This window comes from Colwellia sp. RE-S-Sl-9 (assembly GCF_048296855.1).
Classification (GTDB): domain Bacteria; phylum Pseudomonadota; class Gammaproteobacteria; order Enterobacterales; family Alteromonadaceae; genus Pseudocolwellia.
The window spans coordinates 2,643,719-2,662,860 of sequence record NZ_CP182631.1; the positions used below are offsets into that span (position 1 = coordinate 2,643,719).

General features: G+C 36.6%; 20 protein-coding genes. 10 read left to right on the forward strand and 10 right to left on the reverse strand.

The features are described from left to right. Positions 1-27: 27 nt before the first annotated feature. The 6 genes from ACM9HF_RS11300 to zapE all read right to left on the reverse strand — a co-directional run bounded on the left by ACM9HF_RS11300 (position 28) and on the right by zapE (position 5,021). Positions 28-726, reverse strand: a complete 699-nt coding sequence (locus ACM9HF_RS11300) for a cytochrome c1 (RefSeq protein WP_473608013.1) — start codon at positions 724-726, stop codon at positions 28-30. Beyond that, a complete protein-coding gene (locus tag ACM9HF_RS11305) occupies positions 726-1,988 on the reverse strand; it encodes a cytochrome b (protein ID WP_473608016.1) in 1,263 nt (420 codons plus the stop codon). Before ACM9HF_RS11305 ends, ACM9HF_RS11300 begins: the two co-directional genes overlap by 1 nt. Beyond that, on the reverse strand, positions 1,988-2,578 hold the full coding sequence (petA, locus tag ACM9HF_RS11310; protein ID WP_473608020.1) for a ubiquinol-cytochrome c reductase iron-sulfur subunit: 591 nt from the start codon (positions 2,576-2,578) through the stop codon (positions 1,988-1,990). The genes ACM9HF_RS11305 and petA overlap by 1 nt, the downstream gene beginning before the upstream one ends. Positions 2,579-2,880: 302 nt before the next feature. Continuing rightward, positions 2,881-3,273, reverse strand: a complete 393-nt coding sequence (rpsI, locus tag ACM9HF_RS11315) for a 30S ribosomal protein S9 (protein WP_077342589.1) — start codon at positions 3,271-3,273, stop codon at positions 2,881-2,883. Between the two features lie 3 nt (positions 3,274-3,276). Continuing rightward, positions 3,277-3,705 carry a 50S ribosomal protein L13 gene (gene rplM, locus ACM9HF_RS11320; protein ID WP_473608026.1) on the reverse strand — a complete coding sequence of 143 codons (429 nt, stop codon included), beginning with the start codon at positions 3,703-3,705 and terminating at the stop codon, positions 3,277-3,279. Positions 3,706-3,905: 200 nt separating this feature from the next. Further along, positions 3,906-5,021: a cell division protein ZapE gene (gene zapE, locus ACM9HF_RS11325; protein WP_473608029.1), complete on the reverse strand. Its 1,116-nt coding sequence runs from the start codon at positions 5,019-5,021 to the stop codon at positions 3,906-3,908. 206 nt (positions 5,022-5,227) lie between these two features. On the opposite strand from zapE, the gene ACM9HF_RS11330 reads away from it, so the two are divergent. Both ACM9HF_RS11330 and ACM9HF_RS11335 read left to right on the forward strand, forming a co-directional pair. Beyond that, entirely contained in the window at positions 5,228-5,704 is a 477-nt protein-coding gene (locus ACM9HF_RS11330; RefSeq protein ID WP_473608034.1) for a Z-ring associated ZapG family protein, read from the forward strand. A 71-nt stretch (positions 5,705-5,775) separates the two neighbouring features. Continuing rightward, positions 5,776-7,137: a Do family serine endopeptidase gene (locus ACM9HF_RS11335; RefSeq protein ID WP_473608038.1), complete on the forward strand. Its 1,362-nt coding sequence runs from the start codon at positions 5,776-5,778 to the stop codon at positions 7,135-7,137. 119 nt (positions 7,138-7,256) lie between these two features. On the opposite strand, the gene hemE is transcribed toward ACM9HF_RS11335, so the two are convergent. After that, entirely contained in the window at positions 7,257-8,324 is a 1,068-nt protein-coding gene (hemE, locus tag ACM9HF_RS11340; protein WP_473608042.1) for a uroporphyrinogen decarboxylase, read from the reverse strand. A gap of 818 nt (positions 8,325-9,142) precedes the next feature. On the opposite strand from hemE, the gene ACM9HF_RS11345 reads away from it, so the two are divergent. After that, positions 9,143-9,622, forward strand: coding sequence for an LEA/WHy family protein (locus ACM9HF_RS11345; protein ID WP_473608046.1), 480 nt, complete (start codon positions 9,143-9,145; stop codon positions 9,620-9,622). A gap of 18 nt (positions 9,623-9,640) precedes the next feature. On the opposite strand, the gene ACM9HF_RS11350 is transcribed toward ACM9HF_RS11345, so the two are convergent. Continuing rightward, positions 9,641-11,704 carry an alkaline phosphatase D family protein gene (locus ACM9HF_RS11350; protein ID WP_473608051.1) on the reverse strand — a complete coding sequence of 688 codons (2,064 nt, stop codon included), beginning with the start codon at positions 11,702-11,704 and terminating at the stop codon, positions 9,641-9,643. A 151-nt stretch (positions 11,705-11,855) separates the two neighbouring features. Here ACM9HF_RS11350 and ACM9HF_RS11355 point away from each other — a divergent pair, with 151 nt between their 5' ends. Beyond that, positions 11,856-12,761 (forward strand): S1/P1 nuclease, encoded by a 906-nt coding sequence (locus tag ACM9HF_RS11355; protein WP_473608055.1) that lies wholly within the window; start codon positions 11,856-11,858, stop codon positions 12,759-12,761. A 106-nt stretch (positions 12,762-12,867) separates the two neighbouring features. Next, positions 12,868-13,329, forward strand: coding sequence for a sigma D regulator (gene rsd / locus ACM9HF_RS11360; protein ID WP_473608058.1), 462 nt, complete (start codon positions 12,868-12,870; stop codon positions 13,327-13,329). A 126-nt stretch (positions 13,330-13,455) separates the two neighbouring features. Here the strand turns inward: rsd and fkpA are convergent, their stop codons facing one another. Continuing rightward, entirely contained in the window at positions 13,456-14,208 is a 753-nt protein-coding gene (gene fkpA, locus ACM9HF_RS11365) for an FKBP-type peptidyl-prolyl cis-trans isomerase (RefSeq protein ID WP_473608063.1), read from the reverse strand. A 164-nt stretch (positions 14,209-14,372) separates the two neighbouring features. Here fkpA and ACM9HF_RS11370 point away from each other — a divergent pair, with 164 nt between their 5' ends. Then, entirely contained in the window at positions 14,373-15,314 is a 942-nt protein-coding gene (locus ACM9HF_RS11370; protein WP_473608067.1) for a WD40 repeat domain-containing protein, read from the forward strand. Next, positions 15,299-15,538, forward strand: a complete 240-nt coding sequence (locus tag ACM9HF_RS11375) for a SlyX family protein (protein WP_473608071.1) — start codon at positions 15,299-15,301, stop codon at positions 15,536-15,538. The genes ACM9HF_RS11370 and ACM9HF_RS11375 overlap by 16 nt, the downstream gene beginning before the upstream one ends. A gap of 6 nt (positions 15,539-15,544) precedes the next feature. On the opposite strand, the gene ACM9HF_RS11380 is transcribed toward ACM9HF_RS11375, so the two are convergent. Beyond that, complete coding sequence (locus ACM9HF_RS11380; protein WP_281253028.1) at positions 15,545-15,739, reverse strand: YheV family putative zinc ribbon protein; 195 nt, start codon at positions 15,737-15,739, stop codon at positions 15,545-15,547. A gap of 112 nt (positions 15,740-15,851) precedes the next feature. On the opposite strand from ACM9HF_RS11380, the gene ACM9HF_RS11385 reads away from it, so the two are divergent. The 3 genes from ACM9HF_RS11385 to ACM9HF_RS11395 all read left to right on the forward strand — a co-directional run bounded on the left by ACM9HF_RS11385 (position 15,852) and on the right by ACM9HF_RS11395 (position 18,935). After that, positions 15,852-17,771 (forward strand): ATP-binding cassette domain-containing protein, encoded by a 1,920-nt coding sequence (locus ACM9HF_RS11385; RefSeq protein ID WP_473608077.1) that lies wholly within the window; start codon positions 15,852-15,854, stop codon positions 17,769-17,771. A gap of 152 nt (positions 17,772-17,923) precedes the next feature. Next, positions 17,924-18,664 carry a tetratricopeptide repeat protein gene (locus ACM9HF_RS11390; protein ID WP_473608081.1) on the forward strand — a complete coding sequence of 247 codons (741 nt, stop codon included), beginning with the start codon at positions 17,924-17,926 and terminating at the stop codon, positions 18,662-18,664. A gap of 142 nt (positions 18,665-18,806) precedes the next feature. Further along, a complete protein-coding gene (locus ACM9HF_RS11395; protein ID WP_076417271.1) occupies positions 18,807-18,935 on the forward strand; it encodes a DUF3149 domain-containing protein in 129 nt (42 codons plus the stop codon). Positions 18,936-19,142 lie beyond the last annotated feature (207 nt).

The window sequence follows — 19,142 nt, forward strand, 5'->3', positions numbered from 1 at the left end:
AAGAAAGATACAATACACAGCTATTAACTAGTGTACATCTCTCCAATATTCTTTCTTCAATAAGTACGCAAAGATCAAGAAGATAAATAGAAAACCGATAACCCAGTAACCTAAGCTCTTACGCTCAAGTTTGTTTGGTTCAGCAGTATATTCTAAAAAGTTGGTTAAATCTCGAACAAAAGCATCATACTCTTCTTCCGTCATTGATCCACCTTTTGCTTCACTTAGCTCACCATGTTCATTAACGGTACGAACACCTTGCAAACCTTGTAAAACATGTGGCATACCAACATCAGGGAATACCTTATTATTTACACCAAACGGACGATTTTCATCAACATAAAAAGAACGTAAATAAGTATAAATATATTCCGGACTTCTAAAACGAGCTTCTAATGTTAAATCAGGCGGTGTGCTACCAAACCATGCTGCAGCATCTTTTGCTGGCATCGTATTTAAAATATGGTCGCCTGCTTTTTCACCGGTAGGCATCCACTTTTTAACACCTTCAGCTTCATCAATACCTAAGTCTTTAAAGGTACGATTATAACGTTGGTACTGTAACTGGTGACAGCCTAAACAATAATTTAAGTAAGACTCAAAACCACGCTTAAGTGATTCTTTATCTGACAAATCATTCTCTGGTTTATCTAAATGTAAGCTAGGGCCTGAAGCTATAGCTAGCATAGGAAAAATTGCTAATAAAGCTAAAATAAACTTTTTCATTATCCTGTTACCCTCTCTGGAACTGGCTTAGTTTTCTCACCCTTACTATAAAACCATAAGAAGATGAAGAAACCAAAATAGCCTAAAGTTGCAAGTCTACCAATTAGGTTAGCTAGATCAGAAGCTGGCATAGTACCTAAAACACCTAACGCAACAAAACAAATTGCAAATTGAGTTAAGTTTAAAAGATGTAGTTTACTACGGTAGCGGAATGAACGAACAACACCACGGTCAAACCAAGGTAAAGCGAATAGCATACCAATTGCAGCAAACATCGCAATCATCCCTAATAACTTATCAGGAATAACACGTAGTACTGTGTAGAAAGGTCCAAAGTACCAAACAGGAGCAATATGCTCAGGAGTTTTTAAACCATTAGCAGGCGTAAAGTTTGGCGGCTCAAGGAAATATCCACCACCTTCAGGGAAGAAAAACATTACCCAAGAAAATAAAATCAAGAAAATAACAACCGCTACTAAATCTTTAACCGTGTAGTAAGGGTGGAAAGGTATCGCATCAACAATATCGTACTTCTTAGTGTACTGTTCATGGAAAGTAAATTTAGATAATTCTTCAGGTTTCACACTTCCTTTTGGTTTCTTAATATCAGAACCATCAGGGTTGTTAGAACCTACTTCATGTAATGCTAAAATATGTAAGAACACAAGGATTACAAGAACAAGTGGTAAAGCGATAACGTGTAATGCGAAGAAACGGTTTAACGTAGCACCAGAGATAACATAGTCACCTTTGATCCAAATGGTTAAGTCTTCTCCAATACCAGGAATAGCACCGAATAGTGAAATAATTACCTGAGCGCCCCAGTAACTCATATTACCCCAAGGTAATAAATACCCCATGAAAGCTTCAGCCATTAATACTAAGTAAATTAGCATGCCGAAGATCCATAGTAATTCACGTGGTTTCTGGTAAGAACCATACATAACACCACGGAACATATGTAAATAAATGACAATGAAGAAAGCTGAAGCACCTGTAGAATGCATATAACGTAGCAACCAACCGTAGTCGACGTCACGCATAATATATTCAACAGAAGCAAAAGCACCATCGCCTGATGGTTCGTAATTCATTGTTAACCAAACACCTGTAAGTATTTGGTTGACTAAAACAACTGTCGCTAAAATACCAAACACATACCAAAAGTTGAAATTTTTAGGTGCTGGGTATTGGATAGCATGTTTATTCATGGCATCCATGAATGGTAAACGTTTCTCGATCCAAGCCATAAAGCTATTCATTATGCTTCTCCTGGTGCAACACCAATAAGTAAGGTGTCTTCAGTTGGGAAAGAGTGATCAGGAACTACCAAGTTTAACGGTGCAGGAACGCCTTGGAATACTCGACCAGCCATATCAAATTTAGAACCATGACACGGACAGAAAAAGCCGTCTTTAACACCAGAAACAAACTCTTCAAAATCACCTTTATGATGAGTAGGAGCACAACCTAAATGAGTACAAACACCTAAAGCTACCATAAACTCAGGTTTAATTGAGCGAGTAGCATTTGTGGCGTATGCAGGTTGTTGAGCTTCACTTGACTCAGGATCTCGTAACTGATCGTTATGATTAGGTAAAGCATTTATAATTTCATCAGTACGACGAATAATATAAACAGGCTTGCCGCGCCATTCAGCACGGATCATTTGGCCTAACTCGATTTTACTTACATTAACTTCAACCGGAGCACCAGCAGCTTTCGCTCTAGCACTTGGGTTCCACGAGCCAATGAAAGGCACAGCTACACCAACTACGCCTACACCACCAACTACAGAAGTAGCAGCAGTTAAAAAGCGTCGTCGGCCGTTATTAACGGGAACATTGCTCATTCAGAATCTCCAATTAGTATTCAATTACTACAACGATAATTTTTATTATTTCAACAAAAATTTAATCTCGGTTGTTTAATTAAACTAGCGACAAAAAAATTTTTACGATCATAAAGAAATCAGTGTTTTTTTACAAGGTAAATCAACAGTTATAGCCAATCAATTTACTTTTTTAGTGCTTTATTGTTAATGGTTCTTATTCAAAGGCAAGAGTGGTTTTTATAGAAGAAAAAAAAGCCTTAAAATTAGGTATAAAAAAACCAGCATAAGCTGGTTTTTTGAATATAACGTATAGGTAAATATTAACGTTTTGAAAATTGTGGCTTTTTACGAGCCTTGTGTAGACCAACTTTCTTACGTTCAACTTTACGAGCATCACGAGTAACGAAACCAGCTTTACGTAATTCACCACGTAAAGTTTCATCGAACTCCATTAATGCACGAGTAATACCGTGACGAATTGCGCCCGCTTGACCAGAAATACCACCGCCTACAACAGAGATATTGAAGTCAAACTTCTCAAGCATTTCTACTAATTCTAATGGTTGACGAACAACCATACGAGCCGTTTCACGACCAAAGTAAACAGAAATGTCACGCTTGTTAATTGTAATTGCACCGTTACCAGCTTTCATAAACACACGAGCAGTTGAGCTCTTGCGACGACCAGTACCGTAATATTGATTATCAGCCATTGCTTACAGCTCCAAAAGTTGTGGTTGTTGTGCAGTATGTTTGTGCTCAGCACCAGCATACACTTTAAGCTTGCGGTACATTTCACGACCTAAAGGACCTTTAGGTAACATACCTTTAACCGCTAATTCGATAACACGCTCAGGAGCTTTTTCAATTAGTTGTTCAAAACTAATTTGCTTTAAGCCACCAACATATTCAGTATGCGAGTAGTAAATTTTACCTTTCGCTTTGTTACCAGTTACACGTACTTTCTCAGCATTGATAACAACGATGTAATCACCTGTATCAACATGAGGAGTATATTCTGGCTTGTGCTTTCCGCGTAAACGGCTAGCAATTTCAGTAGCGATACGACCTAAAGTTTTATCTTCGGCGTCCACTAAGAACCATTCGCGTACAACGCTCTCTGGTTTAGCTACAAAAGTTTTCATTAAGAAACCCAATTATATAAATGTTACTTTAAATAGTGATTAAAAAATTCAATCACTGGTTAAAAGACTACGCTGTACCCCTTCGAGTATCGAGTCCGTGCCTGATATTCAAAAACACCAGGCCTTTGTAACGCAGGGAGCGCGGATTATACAGAAGTTTGTTAAGAATAAAAAGGTTATTTTTTAAACTTTTCCATAATTTACGGAATATGTTCACTCGCCAGATACGTTTGAGACTGCATCTCTTGTAATCGACTCAAACAACGTTTGAATTCAAAGCTTAAGCGTTCGCCACTATATAACTCTTCTAAAGCAACTTCGGCAGAGATGATCAGCTTAACGTTTCTTTCATAAAACTCATCTACAAGCGCAATAAAGCGTCTTGTTGTATCGTCGTGATCTGTTGTCATTTGCGTAACATTAGCCATTAATACGGTATGATATAGCTTACTAATTTCCATATAGTCACCTTGGCTACGCGCACTTTCACATAAAACTGAAAATTCAAAATGAATTACACCTTCAGATTCTTGTACTGTAGCTAAGTCGCGATGATTAATATTCACATGTTTACCCATCACTCCATCTTCACATGATAGCTGTTTAAAATATTGATTTAAGTTAATCGCCGCTTGTTCATCTAACGGACAGTGATAAATTTCTGCTTGCTCTAACGTTCTTAAGCGATAATCAACGCCACTATCAACATTCACAATTTCACAATGTTCATTAATTAAATCAATAGCAGGAATAAATCGAGCCCGTTGCAAACCATTTCGATATAAATCGTCAGGCACAATATTAGAGGTTGCAACTAAAATAACTTTTCTTGCAAAAAGCTCTTCAAATAAAGTACCTAAAATCATGGCATCAGTAATGTCTGATACAAAAAACTCATCAAAACAAATAATGCATGTTTCTTTTGAAAAACGTTCAGCTATTACTTTGAGGGGATCAGATTGGCCATGAAGTGTTTTTAACTCTTCATGTACACGATGCATAAAACGATGAAAATGAACTCGCATTTTGTTGTTAAAAGGTAAGCAATCGTAAAAAGTGTCTACTAAATAGGTTTTACCACGCCCTACACCGCCCCAAAAATATAAACCTTTAATGGTTACTGGTTTTTGTTTGCTATAGGTCTTTTTCCAACCACTTAATACTTTTTTAAAGCCAGAAACAGGGATCGGCTTATTTTGTAAATCTTCAAATAACCGTTGTAAGCAATTTACCGCATGTTCTTGTGCAGCGTCATATTGAAATCCTTCTTGCTTCAAATCTGCGTTATATTTTTCTATAGGGGAGCTTTTTATCATACAATGGCCATTCATTATTACTAATATTGCTTTTAAGACATATTTTTAGCTAAAAATGCTTGAAAATTAATTTTTAGTAAACATATTCAATATATAAAGAAAGATCAGTATAACAAGGCAAAACAATAATTTTAAACTAATCTCACAACTTTCGTGATGAGGGTAACGTTTAAATTTTCATTTCATTTATCTAAGGTAGTTTTTGTATGACAGTTATAATCGGTTTAGCAATTTTTATTGGTGGTGCAATACTAGGATTTATTTTAAATAAAACCATGAGCAACACTTCACAAGAAAACAAAGAATTAACCAACAAAGTAAACCAAAGCGAACAAGCCTTAGAACAATACAAAGCTAATGTAGCTGAACACCTCGAAAGCTCAGCAAAATTACTTGAGCAAATGCACTCAACATGCAAAGACGCTATGGTGCAAATGGCACAAAGTACTAAGTTATTACAAGAAGCCACTCCAGAAGAGTCTTCTGCAATGCCTTTTTTCTCACAAGAAACACAAGAACAATTAGCCCAAACAGTGCAATTAAGGCATAAAGAATCAGCTCGTAGAAGCGATGTAGAAATTACTGAAGCCCCCCTTGATTACTCAGGTAATCCAAGCGGTTTGTTTGAAGATAAAACACAAAGTGTTACAAATCCTGAACAGAATAAAAAGGAACTTAGTTAGATAATAATTACTCTGACTGTACATATTTTTTATTTAATATTTCATTTAATATTTTAGGAGCTATTCGATATATGAAAAAACTTTCTCTTATTATTAGTACTGCTTTGCTTTCAAGCTCTATCGCGTTAACAGCCTTGCCTGCAAACGCAAACTTACCCTTTGCTGTTAGTGGAGAAGCGTTACCCAGTCTTGCACCTATGCTTGAAGGAGTAACACCAGCTGTTGTACTTATTTCAGTAAAAGGCACACATGAAGTAAAAAACAATGTACCTGAAGCATTCAAATTTTTCTTTGGTAAACCCGGAGGAAGAGGAGCCCCACAACATGAGCAAGAATTTAGAGGGTTAGGTTCTGGCGTTATAATTGACGCAAGTGAAGGTTACATAGTAACCAACAATCACGTTATTTCAGAAGCCGATGAAATTATTGTTACCTTAAAAGATGGTCGCCAATTAGAAGCTAAAAAAATTGGTAGTGATGAATACAGCGACATTGCTCTTTTACAAATAGACCACAAAGATTTAACTGAAATAAAGCTAGCCAATTCAGACAACATTCGCGTAGGTGACTTTGCCATAGCCATAGGTAGCCCATTCGGACTAGGTCAAACGGTAACATCGGGTATTGTTAGTGCACTAGGTCGTACGGGTTTAAACAGCGAAAACTATGAAGACTTCATTCAAACCGATGCTGCAATCAACAGTGGTAACTCGGGTGGCGCATTGGTAAACCTTAGAGGCGAACTGATTGGTATTAACACCGCTATTTTAGGTCCAAGTGGTGGCAACGTTGGTATCGGCTTTGCAATACCTAGCTCAATGGTTAATAACCTAGTAAGCCAAATTATTGAATTTGGTGAAGTTCGCCGTGGCATGTTGGGTGTACAAGGTCGAAGTGTAACCAGCGACATTGCCAAAGCAATGGAACTAGAAACCAACCAAGGTGGTTTTGTTGAGCAAGTAACTCCAGGTTCAGCTGCTGAAGAAGCAGGCATTAAAGCCGGCGACGTTATTACTAAAGTAAATGGCCAAATGGTTAAATCATTTAGCGAATTACGTGGAAAAATTGGTTCTATCGGCGCAGGTAAAAAAGTAAAAATTACCGTAGTACGTAAAGACGGTAAAGAAAAAACCTACAAAGTTACCCTTAAAAAGTCTGAAACCGCAAATGTTGAAGCTGAAAGTATCCACCGTATGCTAGAAGGTGCTGAATTAGAAAACAGCACAAACGGTAAAGGTGTAGACATTGCAGAAGTTGAGAAAAACAGCCCTGCAGCTATTGCCGGATTACGTTCAGGCGACATGATTATTGGTGTTAACCGCCTACGTGTTACCAACATTGCAGAGCTAAGAGCTATTCTGAAAAAACAAGATAGCGTATTTGCTTTAAACATTATTAGAGGTAACTCAAGCTTATACTTGATGATCCGTTAATAACGTTAGTAGCGGTTAGTACCTAAAACTGCCAACATTAAAAAAGGAGCCTCGGCTCCTTTTTTGTTTCACACAACAACATAAAAATAAATTGTGTTATTAAATAATTTTACATCAGCTTACTTATGGTAAGGCTTACTTAAACGATGAACCGACTCAATAAAGTGACCCGCATGTTCAGGGTTTACATCTGGGTGTATGCCATGCCCTAAATTAAATACATGACCTGTACCACCATTACCAAAGCCAGCTAAAATCTTAGCAACTTCTTCCTCAATACGCTCAACCGGAGCATAAAGCATTGAAGGATCCATATTACCTTGTAAAGCAACCTTATCGCCTATTCTCGCTTTCGCTGATTCAATATCAATAGTCCAATCTAAACCAACACCATCACAACCTGTAGCAGCAATATCTTCTAACCACATACCGCCATTTTTAGTAAATAATGTAACAGGAACTTGTCGACCGTCAGCATAACGCGTTAAACCATCAACAATTTTAGCCATATATTGTAAAGAGAAATCTTTATAATCACGAGGAGACAACACACCGCCCCACGTGTCAAATACCATTACAGATTGAGCACCCGCAGCAATTTGAGCATTCAAATAACTAATAACAGAATCAGCTAACTTATCTAACAATAGGTGTAATGATTGCGGGTCTGAAAACATCATTTTTTTGATTTTAGTAAAAGCTTTAGAACTTCCACCTTCAATCATATAAGTTGCTAATGTCCATGGGCTACCCGAAAAGCCAATCAACGGCACACTACCGTTTAATTCTTTTCTAATAGTACGTACGGCATTCATTACATAACCTAATTCATCTTCCGGATCGGGCACGCCAATTTTTTCTATATCAGCTCTACAGGTAATGGGACGTTCAAACTTAGGACCTTCGCCCGTTTCAAAATATAAACCTAAACCCATAGCATCAGGAATAGTTAAAATATCACTAAATAAAATAGCCGCATCTAATTTAAATCGACGAAGCGGTTGAATAGTTACTTCACATGCTAACTCGGCATTACGACAAACCGACATAAAATCACCAGCACCTTTACGCACTTCTCTGTATTCAGGTAAATAACGTCCAGCTTGCCTCATCATCCATACGGGAGTGTAATCTACTGGTTGGCGTAATAATGCACGTAAATAATTGTCGTTTTGTAATTCAGTCATCAAAGAAATTCTCTATTATTAAGTGCTAATATTCTAACACTACAATTTTTTTTCTTCTATATTCACAATAAAAACAAATCATAATTTACGTTATTGACCTAACTGGTTTTTTATTAAACGGCTGTAATTATTGAAATTAATTAATTAACAATAATTTAACGAATAAAAAACGCACCAATGTACGAAAATAGTCGTGGTGTATATACTCTATTAAAGTTGTTGCATAGCCTAGATCCCTTTGCTATAAATTGTTCCGTGCTAACAAATAACAACAATAAATAGTAACAAATAATAACAATAATAAAGTAGTATCAATAATAAGAAGCTTGATTTACAAGCCAATACAGCGAGCATTTATGGCCTTACCTTTGGTAAGGCCTTTTTATTTGTAACAGCTTATTTTTAACGTTGAAAAATAAAATCAGTAATCACTTTTTATTGTAAAAAGGTGAGAAAATAGCATAAACAAAACATTTAATTCTATCTAAATATCACGTATTAAATTTCCAATATGTTAATAAGAATTAACATAAACTAAAAGGTTCAATTTTACTTCACCCTCGTGTTTACAAAAACAAGAAACATCGACACGTCTTAGTCTCATGTCGATACCGTAAACATGACGACTAAAATTAGAATTCTGATCACAAACTTAACTTTACAACTTACATACACTTCCACACAAAAGCCTCCAAACTTATATCAACAGTAAAATCATCTCTATTGATCCTCTCACAATACTTATTCTCGAATTTAAAAAGGCTGCGTGCTACATTAGCTTTTTGATTAACACACTATTTACCTTAAGGAATTATATAATGCGTACATGGAGTATGTTTTTCGCTTTATTTTGTATATTGCTTACCAGTTGCGCCAGCATTAGCCCTATTAAAACCCCTGAAGTAAGCTTGCTGAGTATTGAACCGTCTAAAACAAAAGGGTTTTCTCAATACTTTACGTTAAAGTTATTAGTGACTAACCCTAACAGTTTTGATTTAGCGATTGATGACGTGATGTTTAACTTAACTGTGGCAGATAAAAAGGTGATGACGGGTTCGTCTAGCTCAGTACCTTTATTAAAAGCCAATAGTGAAACAGCTGTTGCGTTAAGTGCCAATGTCGGTTTATTTGATTTACTCAAGTTGCTGGCTTATTTTAGCGAACATCATCAGCAAGAAATACGCTACAACTTAGCGACTACAATCGACCCAAGTGGTTTTATTCCGTTAACAGTGAATCGTGAAGGCGTGTTAAGCGATGAGTTGTTGTCAGGCATTAAACGAGCTAAAAAAAGATAGGTAAGCTTTGTTTAACCGCTAATCTTCATCTGAATCGTATTCGATAAACTCGATAGTTCTACCTTGCGAAGTGATAAATTCTGTTATCACTTCGTCATTTTCTTTATTCAACCTTAATACACCAATACCACTACCGTTAAATAAATGCCTATTAGTTTTGGTGTTTGGTTTTCGGACACGTATTTTCATGCGTCTACGTTTAGTAAACCAGTTAAGTGGCGAGTAAGTTGAATACAGTACTTTGTTTAGTTTTTCTAATACCGTGAGTAAAGTATCAGGAAAAGTATTTTTAATGCCGCTGCAGGTTACTTGTATTATTTTAGCGCTGTTTTTTCTGAATCGGTGAGTTACTTCGTATACAAACGAATAATGTACATCGCCTGATAAAATAATAAAGTTAGGTGGTGTTTTAGGGTTTCGGAATATGTTTAATATTACATTGGCAGTACCTGAGTGGGCCATCCAGTTTTCAGCATCAACCGCTAGTGGCTTGCCACATAAGGTAAATATACGTTGTACGGTTTCAATAAGCTTTACGCCGTAAATAGGCGCAGGAGAAACTACAATAACACTCGGTTCTTTTATAAGTTCTTGCTGAAAGTCTGACAGTGTTTCCCAATCCATTAATCCTGAAGGTTTGTTCTCATTACTTTCTGATCGCCAGCGTTGTGTGCGTGTGTCTAACACTACAATTTTAGGTGTGGTGTTTAGGTTGTAGTTCCACTGTTCAAAATCAAATAAAGCGTCTATTAATTCGGTTTTATGCTCACGTTTTTTAGAGCTAAAGTATTGCGTTTGATTTGTCAGCAGGTCTGTAAATTTATCGGGCGCGTTGCCCCAACCTTGGCATAACCAATAGCCGATAAGGGCGTTCCCAATAATTTGTTTAGCAAATGGGTTAGTGTAAGCGGCCTCTTCCCAGCCACGCGTTAGGTTCCAATCATCGGTAATGTCGTGATCATCAAATATCATATATACCGGTACATGCGCCATTGCCCTTCTTACTTCGTACAGTCCTTGATGAAAATCTGTGATCACCTCAAGCTCTTTGCTATAAACCGCTTGTAGTGCTTGCGATAAATTAGGCGGCGGTGTGGCTAACTTTACTTTTTCCCATAGTTCTGGCGACCACGTTAACAAATACATCGCCATAACTTCTGATAAGGTCATTAAATGATTGTTTACATGTACTGAAGTAAAAATGAGCTGTATTTTTTCACCAAACAGTGTGCGCTTTGTATATGTGGGTAAAAGATGTTGTCGTTGATAATAACAATGCTGATGTTTAAACAATGATTCGCTATTAGTTACTGTGCCCTTATTTAGCTCGGCATCTAACTCAAACTCTTCGTTGTACAAACCTAACATCTCGATAACTTGATGAATAGCGTTAAGTGTTGGCCCAGCCACATCGTCGGCATAGATTTGATCGCCCGACATAATGAGCATTGAAGGTCTATTATCAACGTCAGACGCTTGTAAAACACAATCAACTTGTTTTAAACCGTCTTCACTTTTGTAATGGGGTTTTCTACAAGAACCATGTAAAAGGTTTTCAATGCTTGGCTTAATAACCAAGTGAGGCAGCTTTTGATCTGGGTATAACAAATGAGATAACTCGGTAATACTTTCTGTTTTACCGTTAAGTGCCGAAGTTATAATGTCGTACGATAACAAGGTGTTTTCTGGAAAAGCATATTCAGAACAATGTTCTTCAGCCACTATAGTAATTAAGTTAATAAATGCTGATTCACCTATTTGGATTTGCTGTAACTGGCTAGCATTTACTTTTTTATTGGGGGTTGTACTCGTTGATTCTGTTTTAGATGAATCTGTTTTTGAAGCGCTTAGTTTAGTTTCAAGTAATAACTGGTGTGAGTGTTCACTTACACCTTCAACATTCTCTGTTTTTACTTCATTACTACGATACAGCTTAAACTTAAAATCGTAAGCTTGCGTGGTTACCAACCAAAAGTTAAGCTGCGATACATTACAATGTCGTACAACAGGGCCAGCGATAATTGAAGAGTTCAATTGCGTAGGTTCAGTAGTTAAAGGTTCTGGTATAGAAGAAGCAGCCAAGTTATTCACTTTGTAAAATTTAGTTCATCATATAAGGTTAACTTTAGCTATATTACGTTCGATATAAATTTTGTCTACGTAAGCTAACGGTTTTCTTGTAATATTTAATCCATTAACTGTTCTCAATTAAGATCGTAAAGGAATATACCCCATGCAAGTTCGTTCAAAAATCAACTTACCTGTAACACTAGTATTAAGTTTTTTCTTATTATTTACTCAACAGGCTTTTGCGTTAGGTAAAGTTGGCCATAAAGTTATTTGTCAGGTGGCTTTCGATCATTTGTCGCCTAGTACACAGGGTAGAGTTAATGCTTTATTAGAAGAACTACCCAAGCATGATCAAAAGCTGATTAATAAGTACAATTATAAAAGTGCAAATTCTGCTATTTCATTTGCAGACACATGTACTTGGGCTGATGCGATTAAAAAAGACAAGTCTTACGACAAATACAAAAAATGGCATTACGTGAATGTGGCCCGAAATCAAACCAAGGTTACGCCTGAAACTTGCCAAACAAACTGTGTTACTTCAGCCGTAACACTACATACAAAACAGTTAAAAGAACTACCTACCTCGTGGAGAAAGCTACAAGCCCTTATGTTTTTAGGCCATTGGCTTGGCGATATTCATCAGCCTATGCATGTTAACTTTGCGAGTGATATGGGCGGTAATCGCACTAAAATTTCAATCGAACATGCTAAATGTAATAACATGCATTGGTTATGGGATGAATGTTTACTGTATCCAAAATCAAAGGCAAATAATGCAGCGCTATTTACGCGCTTACATAATAGCTTGTCTAACCAATGGGAAAAGTCGCCTATTGCTACATGGCAAAAAGATTCGGTTTATACATGGGCAACTGAATCGTTAACCATTACTCGTTTACCGAGTGTTTTATATTGCGCCATAGATGAAAATAACTATTGTACAGCGACAACTAAAGGCACTATAAAGTTACCTAATAATTATCAACAAAAGCATAAAATAATATTAGAAACTAGAATGTTACAAGCCTCTGCTCGCTTAGTGAATGTATTAGAACAATCTTTGTAATAAAGATTGTTCCTCTATTCACTCATCTGATCAGATGTTATTTTGTTGCTTTTTTCAACTATGTGAACAATGCTTACTTTTCTATGGCAATAGTTAAGGACGAAGTATGCAAATTAAAACAGAGATTATTAATCAGGTTTTGGAGCTAAATGAGCAAACAATTAATAACTGGCTATTAGAAAGACATAAAGTACTAATAGCATATTGTGACCTCGCTGGACTTACTCCTAATGAACAAAATGAGGGCGCGTTACCACAAAGCTTTTACATTAAACATTTTTGTCAAATATTGATGGACTACATTTCAGCGGGCCATTTTGATATTTTTGAGAAAATAATAAGCGCGTATCAGTATTCCGCTTACGACAGCTCTCCTTATTTACATGAAATTTATCCTAAAATACTTGTATCAACTGATTTAGCCTTACAGTTTAACGATAAATACGCCGAAACCATTCTAGAAGAACACCTGAATGCGTTTGACGACAATTTATCACTTTTAGGTAAACATTTAGAACAACGGTTTGAATTAGAAGACAGTCTTTTACAAAGTGCTTCAAGAAGCTAAATATCAATAAAGCATGTATTAATGCATTTGGTATAAAATAAGTAAAAGCGCACAAAAAAACGAGCTATTAAAGCTCGTTTTTTATTGTAGAACATAATCTTAAAGCATTATGTTTACACTACAGAATTACTCACCTACTTGCGCTGGAGCTTCTGCTTTTTGAATTTCTAATAATTCAATTTCAAATTCTAATACTGAGTTACCAGGAATACGTGGAGGGCTACCTGCTGGTCCGTATGCTAAGTCTGACGGAATAGTAAATTTGTATTTAGAACCTACAGTCATTAATTGTACGCCTTCAGTCCAACCTGGAATTACACGGTTTAATGGGAATACAGCTGGTTCGCCACGGTCGTATGAACTATCAAACTGTTCGCCATTAATTAACGTACCTTTGTAATGAACTTTTACAGTATCTGTAGCTGCTGGCTTATCGCCTTCACCTTCAGTGATTACGCTGTATTGAATACCTGATTCAGTAACCATTACGCCTTCTTTTTTAGCGTTGGCTTCTAAGTAAGCCACACCTTCAGCTTTGCTTGCTTCAGCTTCTTTAGTTGCAAGTTCTTGCTGTTTAGCTTTCATCTGTTGATCTAAGCCCATCAAAATAGTTTGAATTTCTTCTTTTTCTATTTGAGATTTACCCGCTAAGCTATCAGTAAAACCTTTTAAGATAATTTCTTGGTCTAACGTAACACCCATTTTAGTTTGTTCTTCAAGGTTACGATCCATGTACATACCAATTGAAGCACCTAAGCTGTACGCTTGTTTTTGTACATCAGTATCAAGTACTAATTCTTTTTCTACAGGTGCCTTTTCTTGACAACCCATTACAGCAACAAGTGCAACAGCGACTAAAGTCGGTTTAAAAAATCTCATGTATTTCTCCATATACTTGTCCAGTGGGGATTAATCCTTCAAGACAACGTTTTTAGTTATGTATTGTTAATCATTGCGGCTTATACTAACCATAAATACCGACAGTGAAAAGTATTAATATTTTGTATAAATGTAACAGATGGTATCTATCGACGATATTGATAATGATATTGAGTGCCTGCCAACCAAATTCAAGTACACCTATTGAACGTTGGCAACATTCAGTTGAAGGTGCTTATGCGGCAAATATTTCAAATAATGGTCAATATAGCGCGGTATCTTCTATTCATCATGGTATTAGTTTATGGGACTTAGAAAAAAACGCATTAAAGTTTAACTGGTCTCAGCAACAAGACAGTGCCGACAATTTAGTACTGGCTATCGATATTGCAAACGACAATCGCTATGTATTAACAGCAAGTAGCAAAAACTTTGCTTTATGGAATATAACTAATGGTCAGTCTGAAGGTTATTGGCAAGTACGAGACTCCACCATAAGAGATATCGCCCTATCAAATAACGGTGAACACGTACTTGTAGGAAAAACTAACGGTACAGTTTTACATGTAACGATTGATTCAGGTAGACGATTAGAATTTTTAGGCCATACAGAAAAAGTAAACTCTGTTGATATGCTACCCAATGGCAGAATAGCACTTTCGGGCGCGAACGATTTTGTTGCTTATGTATGGGACACTTTGTCAGGCCAAGTTATTTATCGTTTTAATCACCCAAGTAGAGTCACCAAAGTGGCTTTAGATCCTAAAGGTAGATATGCCTTTACTGCAGACAGTAAAAAAGACGCTAATATTTGGGATTTAAAAACAGGGAAGCTCATCAGTCAATTACAATATACCAATAGACAAGAAGTATTTAGCTCCATTCAGTTTTCTGACGATGGCACTCAATTACTCACCGGAGCACCTTCGCGTAAAGTCAGTTTATGGGATATAAAAACCGGTAAACGTAAAGAAAGTTGGCATGTAACACCAAGAGATGACATTAGACCTGCCGGCGCAGTTGTTTACAGCGTCGCTTTTCGGGATAATAGCCACATTATTACTGAAAGCTCTTCTGGATATGCCGAATTATGGCAAATAAAATAATTATGCCTGAAACAAATTTAGAACAACGTATTGAAGCATTAGAATCACGTAACGCTTTTCAAGACGACGTAATTGAACAACTCAATGACGAGATAACCGTTCATCAATCACAAATAGCTGAATTACAGCACCAATTAACCTTAATTGCTGCTCGTATTAAAGATTCTTCTGCTCCTCAACAATCTGGCGAACAAGACATTGAGCCACCGCCACCTCATTATTAGTAGAGCTTAATCTTGCTTGAACACACCTATAACCTGTTCATAAGGTCTAACTTCTTTGGCAACTTGCTCTTCTGGTTGTGTCATGGTTTCGCCACAAGTAACACACGTTACTTTTTCAACACCTTGTTCTTTCGTTAAAGACAAGGTGTCCATAGCTTTACACTTTGGACAAATTGCACCCGCAATAAAACGTTTTTTCAAAATAGAAACTCTTTTATTAAATTAAGTTTATTCAAGACACGTATTTTACCTTGAATAACACCTATAGGAAAAGCGACAATACCCATCTTAACTTTAAAGAAGGAATAATACATTGATTACTGCCAACGATTTGGGCTTAGACCGAGGTACAAAAAACCTCATTGCAGGGTCTAGCTTTACTATTCATCCTAATCATAAAGTAGGATTAGTTGGTGCGAATGGATGTGGTAAGTCTTCTTTATTTGCAGCATTGCTTGGCGATCTTCAACCGGATACTGGTGATTTGTCTATGCCAAGTAGTTGGAGCATAGCTACCGTAAAACAAGACACGCCTGCTTTAGAACAGTCTGCCCTTGATTACGTAATGGATGGCGATAAAGAATTTCGTCAGCTTGAAGCAAAATTAGAACAAGCACGAGCAGACGATAACGGTGCACTTGAAGCTACCATTATTAACCAAATAGATACCATTAACGGTTACAGCTTACCCGCAAGAGCTGGGGAGTTATTACACGGTTTAGGTTTTTTACAGCCACAACTGGCAAACCCAGTAAAAGCCTTTTCAGGTGGTTGGCGAATGCGTTTAAACTTAGCGCAAGCCTTGATCAGCCGAGCGGATCTGTTATTACTTGATGAACCCACTAACCATTTAGATTTAGACGCAGTCATTTGGTTACAGCGTTGGCTAAAACGTTTTACTGGCACCTTAGTACTTATTTCTCATGATCGTGATTTTCTTGATGATGTTATTGGCCAAATACTTCATATAGAACACAAACAAGCTAAACTATACGCTGGTAACTACACCGCTTTTGAAAGACAACGTGCCGAGCATTTAGCCCAGCAAGATGCTCAATACCAAAAGCAACAAAAAGAAGTGGCTCACCTTACCTCGTTTGTAGATCGCTTTAGAGCAAAAGCCAGTAAAGCCAAACAAGCACAAAGTCGCTTAAAACGATTACAAAAATTACCTGATTTAGCGCCAGCACATGTAGACAGCCAATTTACGTTTAGCTTCGAAAAGCCTGATAGCTTGCCTTACCCGTTACTTTCATTAACAGATAGTGACTGTGGTTATAATCAAGAAACCATTATTTTAAGCTCAGTAAATATGACCTTAGTACCAGGTAGCCGTATAGGATTATTAGGGCGAAACGGTGCAGGTAAGTCAACGTTAATCAAATCTTTAGCAGGCGAACTTGCGCTAATGCAAGGCGAACGTTACTGCGCACAAGAACTTAAAGTCGGTTATTTTTCGCAGCATCAGCTTGAACAATTACATATGGCTAGCTCGGCTATCGATCACATATTACGTGCTAAACCTGAAAAAACATTATTAGAAGCTCGCTCGTTTTTAGGACGTTTTGGTTTTAGTGGCGATCAAGCTTTGGATTCTGTTGGTACTATGTCAGGCGGTGAAAAAGCACGCTTAGTGTTAGCGCTTATCGTATTAGAAAAGCCACAATTACTATTACTTGATGAACCCACCAACCATTTAGATTTAGAAATGCGTCAAGCCTTAGTGCTTGCACTGCAAGACTTTGATGGCGCTATTATATTAATTGCCCATGACAGGTATTTGCTTGAGTCGTGTGTTGACGAATTTTATATCGTTGCCAATAATGCTGTGCAAGATTTTGACGGCGATATTGATGATTACCAACAATGGCTAAACGACGAAAAAAAGCTCACCCTTAAAAATGCTAAAACAAACACAAGTAACAGTGATAACGATTCAAGCGTTGATAAAAAACAACAGCGCAGAGAACAAGCTGAACTAAGAAAAAAAGCAGCACCACTAAAAAAACAAGCCGATAAATTTGAAAAAAAGGTTACACAGTTTCAAGCTGAATTAGACGAGGTTGAAGCCATATTAGCCGACCCTGATATTTACCAAGCTGAACATAAAGCACGTTTAAATGAACTCATTAAAAAACAAGCCCATTTAAAATCTGAAATTGAAGAAAACGAAATGCAATGGCTTGACTTAGAAGAACAAATTGAAGCAGTTATGTCAGATATACCGGAATAGATGACTTAAAAAATGTCACAAGATTAATGTCAATATTGTTGCTACACTGTAATTAATACGTAAAATCAATAATACATTAACCATAATGGTTCATTTAACTATTTATTGTATATAAACTTTATAAGTATATGCACATAAATAAGGAGTAAATAATGAAAACGCGCTCACTACTATGTATCTTTTTCAGTTTAGCCACCAGTTTTTCAGCTTTTAGTTATGATGGCGATTTAGAATTAGGTATTTTTCAATTAAACCGCGGAGAATTTAAAGCGGCAATAAAAGAATTTGAACCTCTTGTAAAAGAAGGTTACTCGCCTGCACAGTATCAAATGGCATTAATTTACCAAAACGGTTACGGCGTTCAAAAAAACGCAACCAAAGCATTTGAATTATTTTCGTTAGCGGCTTCACAAAACTACCCTGATGCGCTATTTAGCCTTGCTCTTATGTATTCAGCAGGTGAAGGTGTAACTAAAGATTTAAAAACCGCATTTACGTTAACTGAAAAAGCCGCGAATAAAGATCTAGCAAGAGCTCAGTTTAATTTAGGCGTTATGTATTACAACGGCGAAGGTGTAAGCCGCGATTACTTAAAAGCTTCTCGTTGGTATGAAAAAGCCGCAGACCAGAACTATGCTTTAGCACAATTTAACTTAGCATTAATGTACTTTGAAGGTAAAGGCGTACCTAAAAGTAACGAAAAATCATATCTTTGGAATATTATCGCTTATCGAAATGGTTATGCTTTAGCGAAAAAAAGCTTAGAAATGGATGAACGTAATTTAGGTTCAGACGCAATTAAAGAAATAAGAGAAGAAGCCGAAACTATACGTGCACAAATTGTGAGACGTGAAGAAATAAAAGCTAAAATAGCCAATCAAAAAGCTTATTAAAGATTCGTTTTATTACCCGTAACCATTCATACGCATATTGATTGGTTACGAGTATAATTAAAAGACTCTTGATCTACATCATCATATAAACCAGTTGCGTTAGTTAAAATGTGTTTAAGCTTTTAACTAACGAGAGGTTCTTATGAACGTTTTCAGCCTATTATTGAGTGACCCTGTTGCCGTATATTCACTTGTTGGCCTACTGATTTTATTCGGTATTTGTGGATTTTATGTTTTCTATTTCATGAAAAAAATTCATGATAATGGATGAATTTACACTAACTCTATTAATCAACAAGCAAACTACACGAATCAATTGAGGAGAGCTTAACTTCTCTCCTTAGTTTAAATGACCTCAAATCTATTGCGTAAATTCATTCCCTCTTACATATCATAAAAACTAAATAACCTAAACTCGGTTTAATAAATACTTCTCTAGCAGCTATTTTTCCTAACTTCTGCGTTAAATTTACTTGCA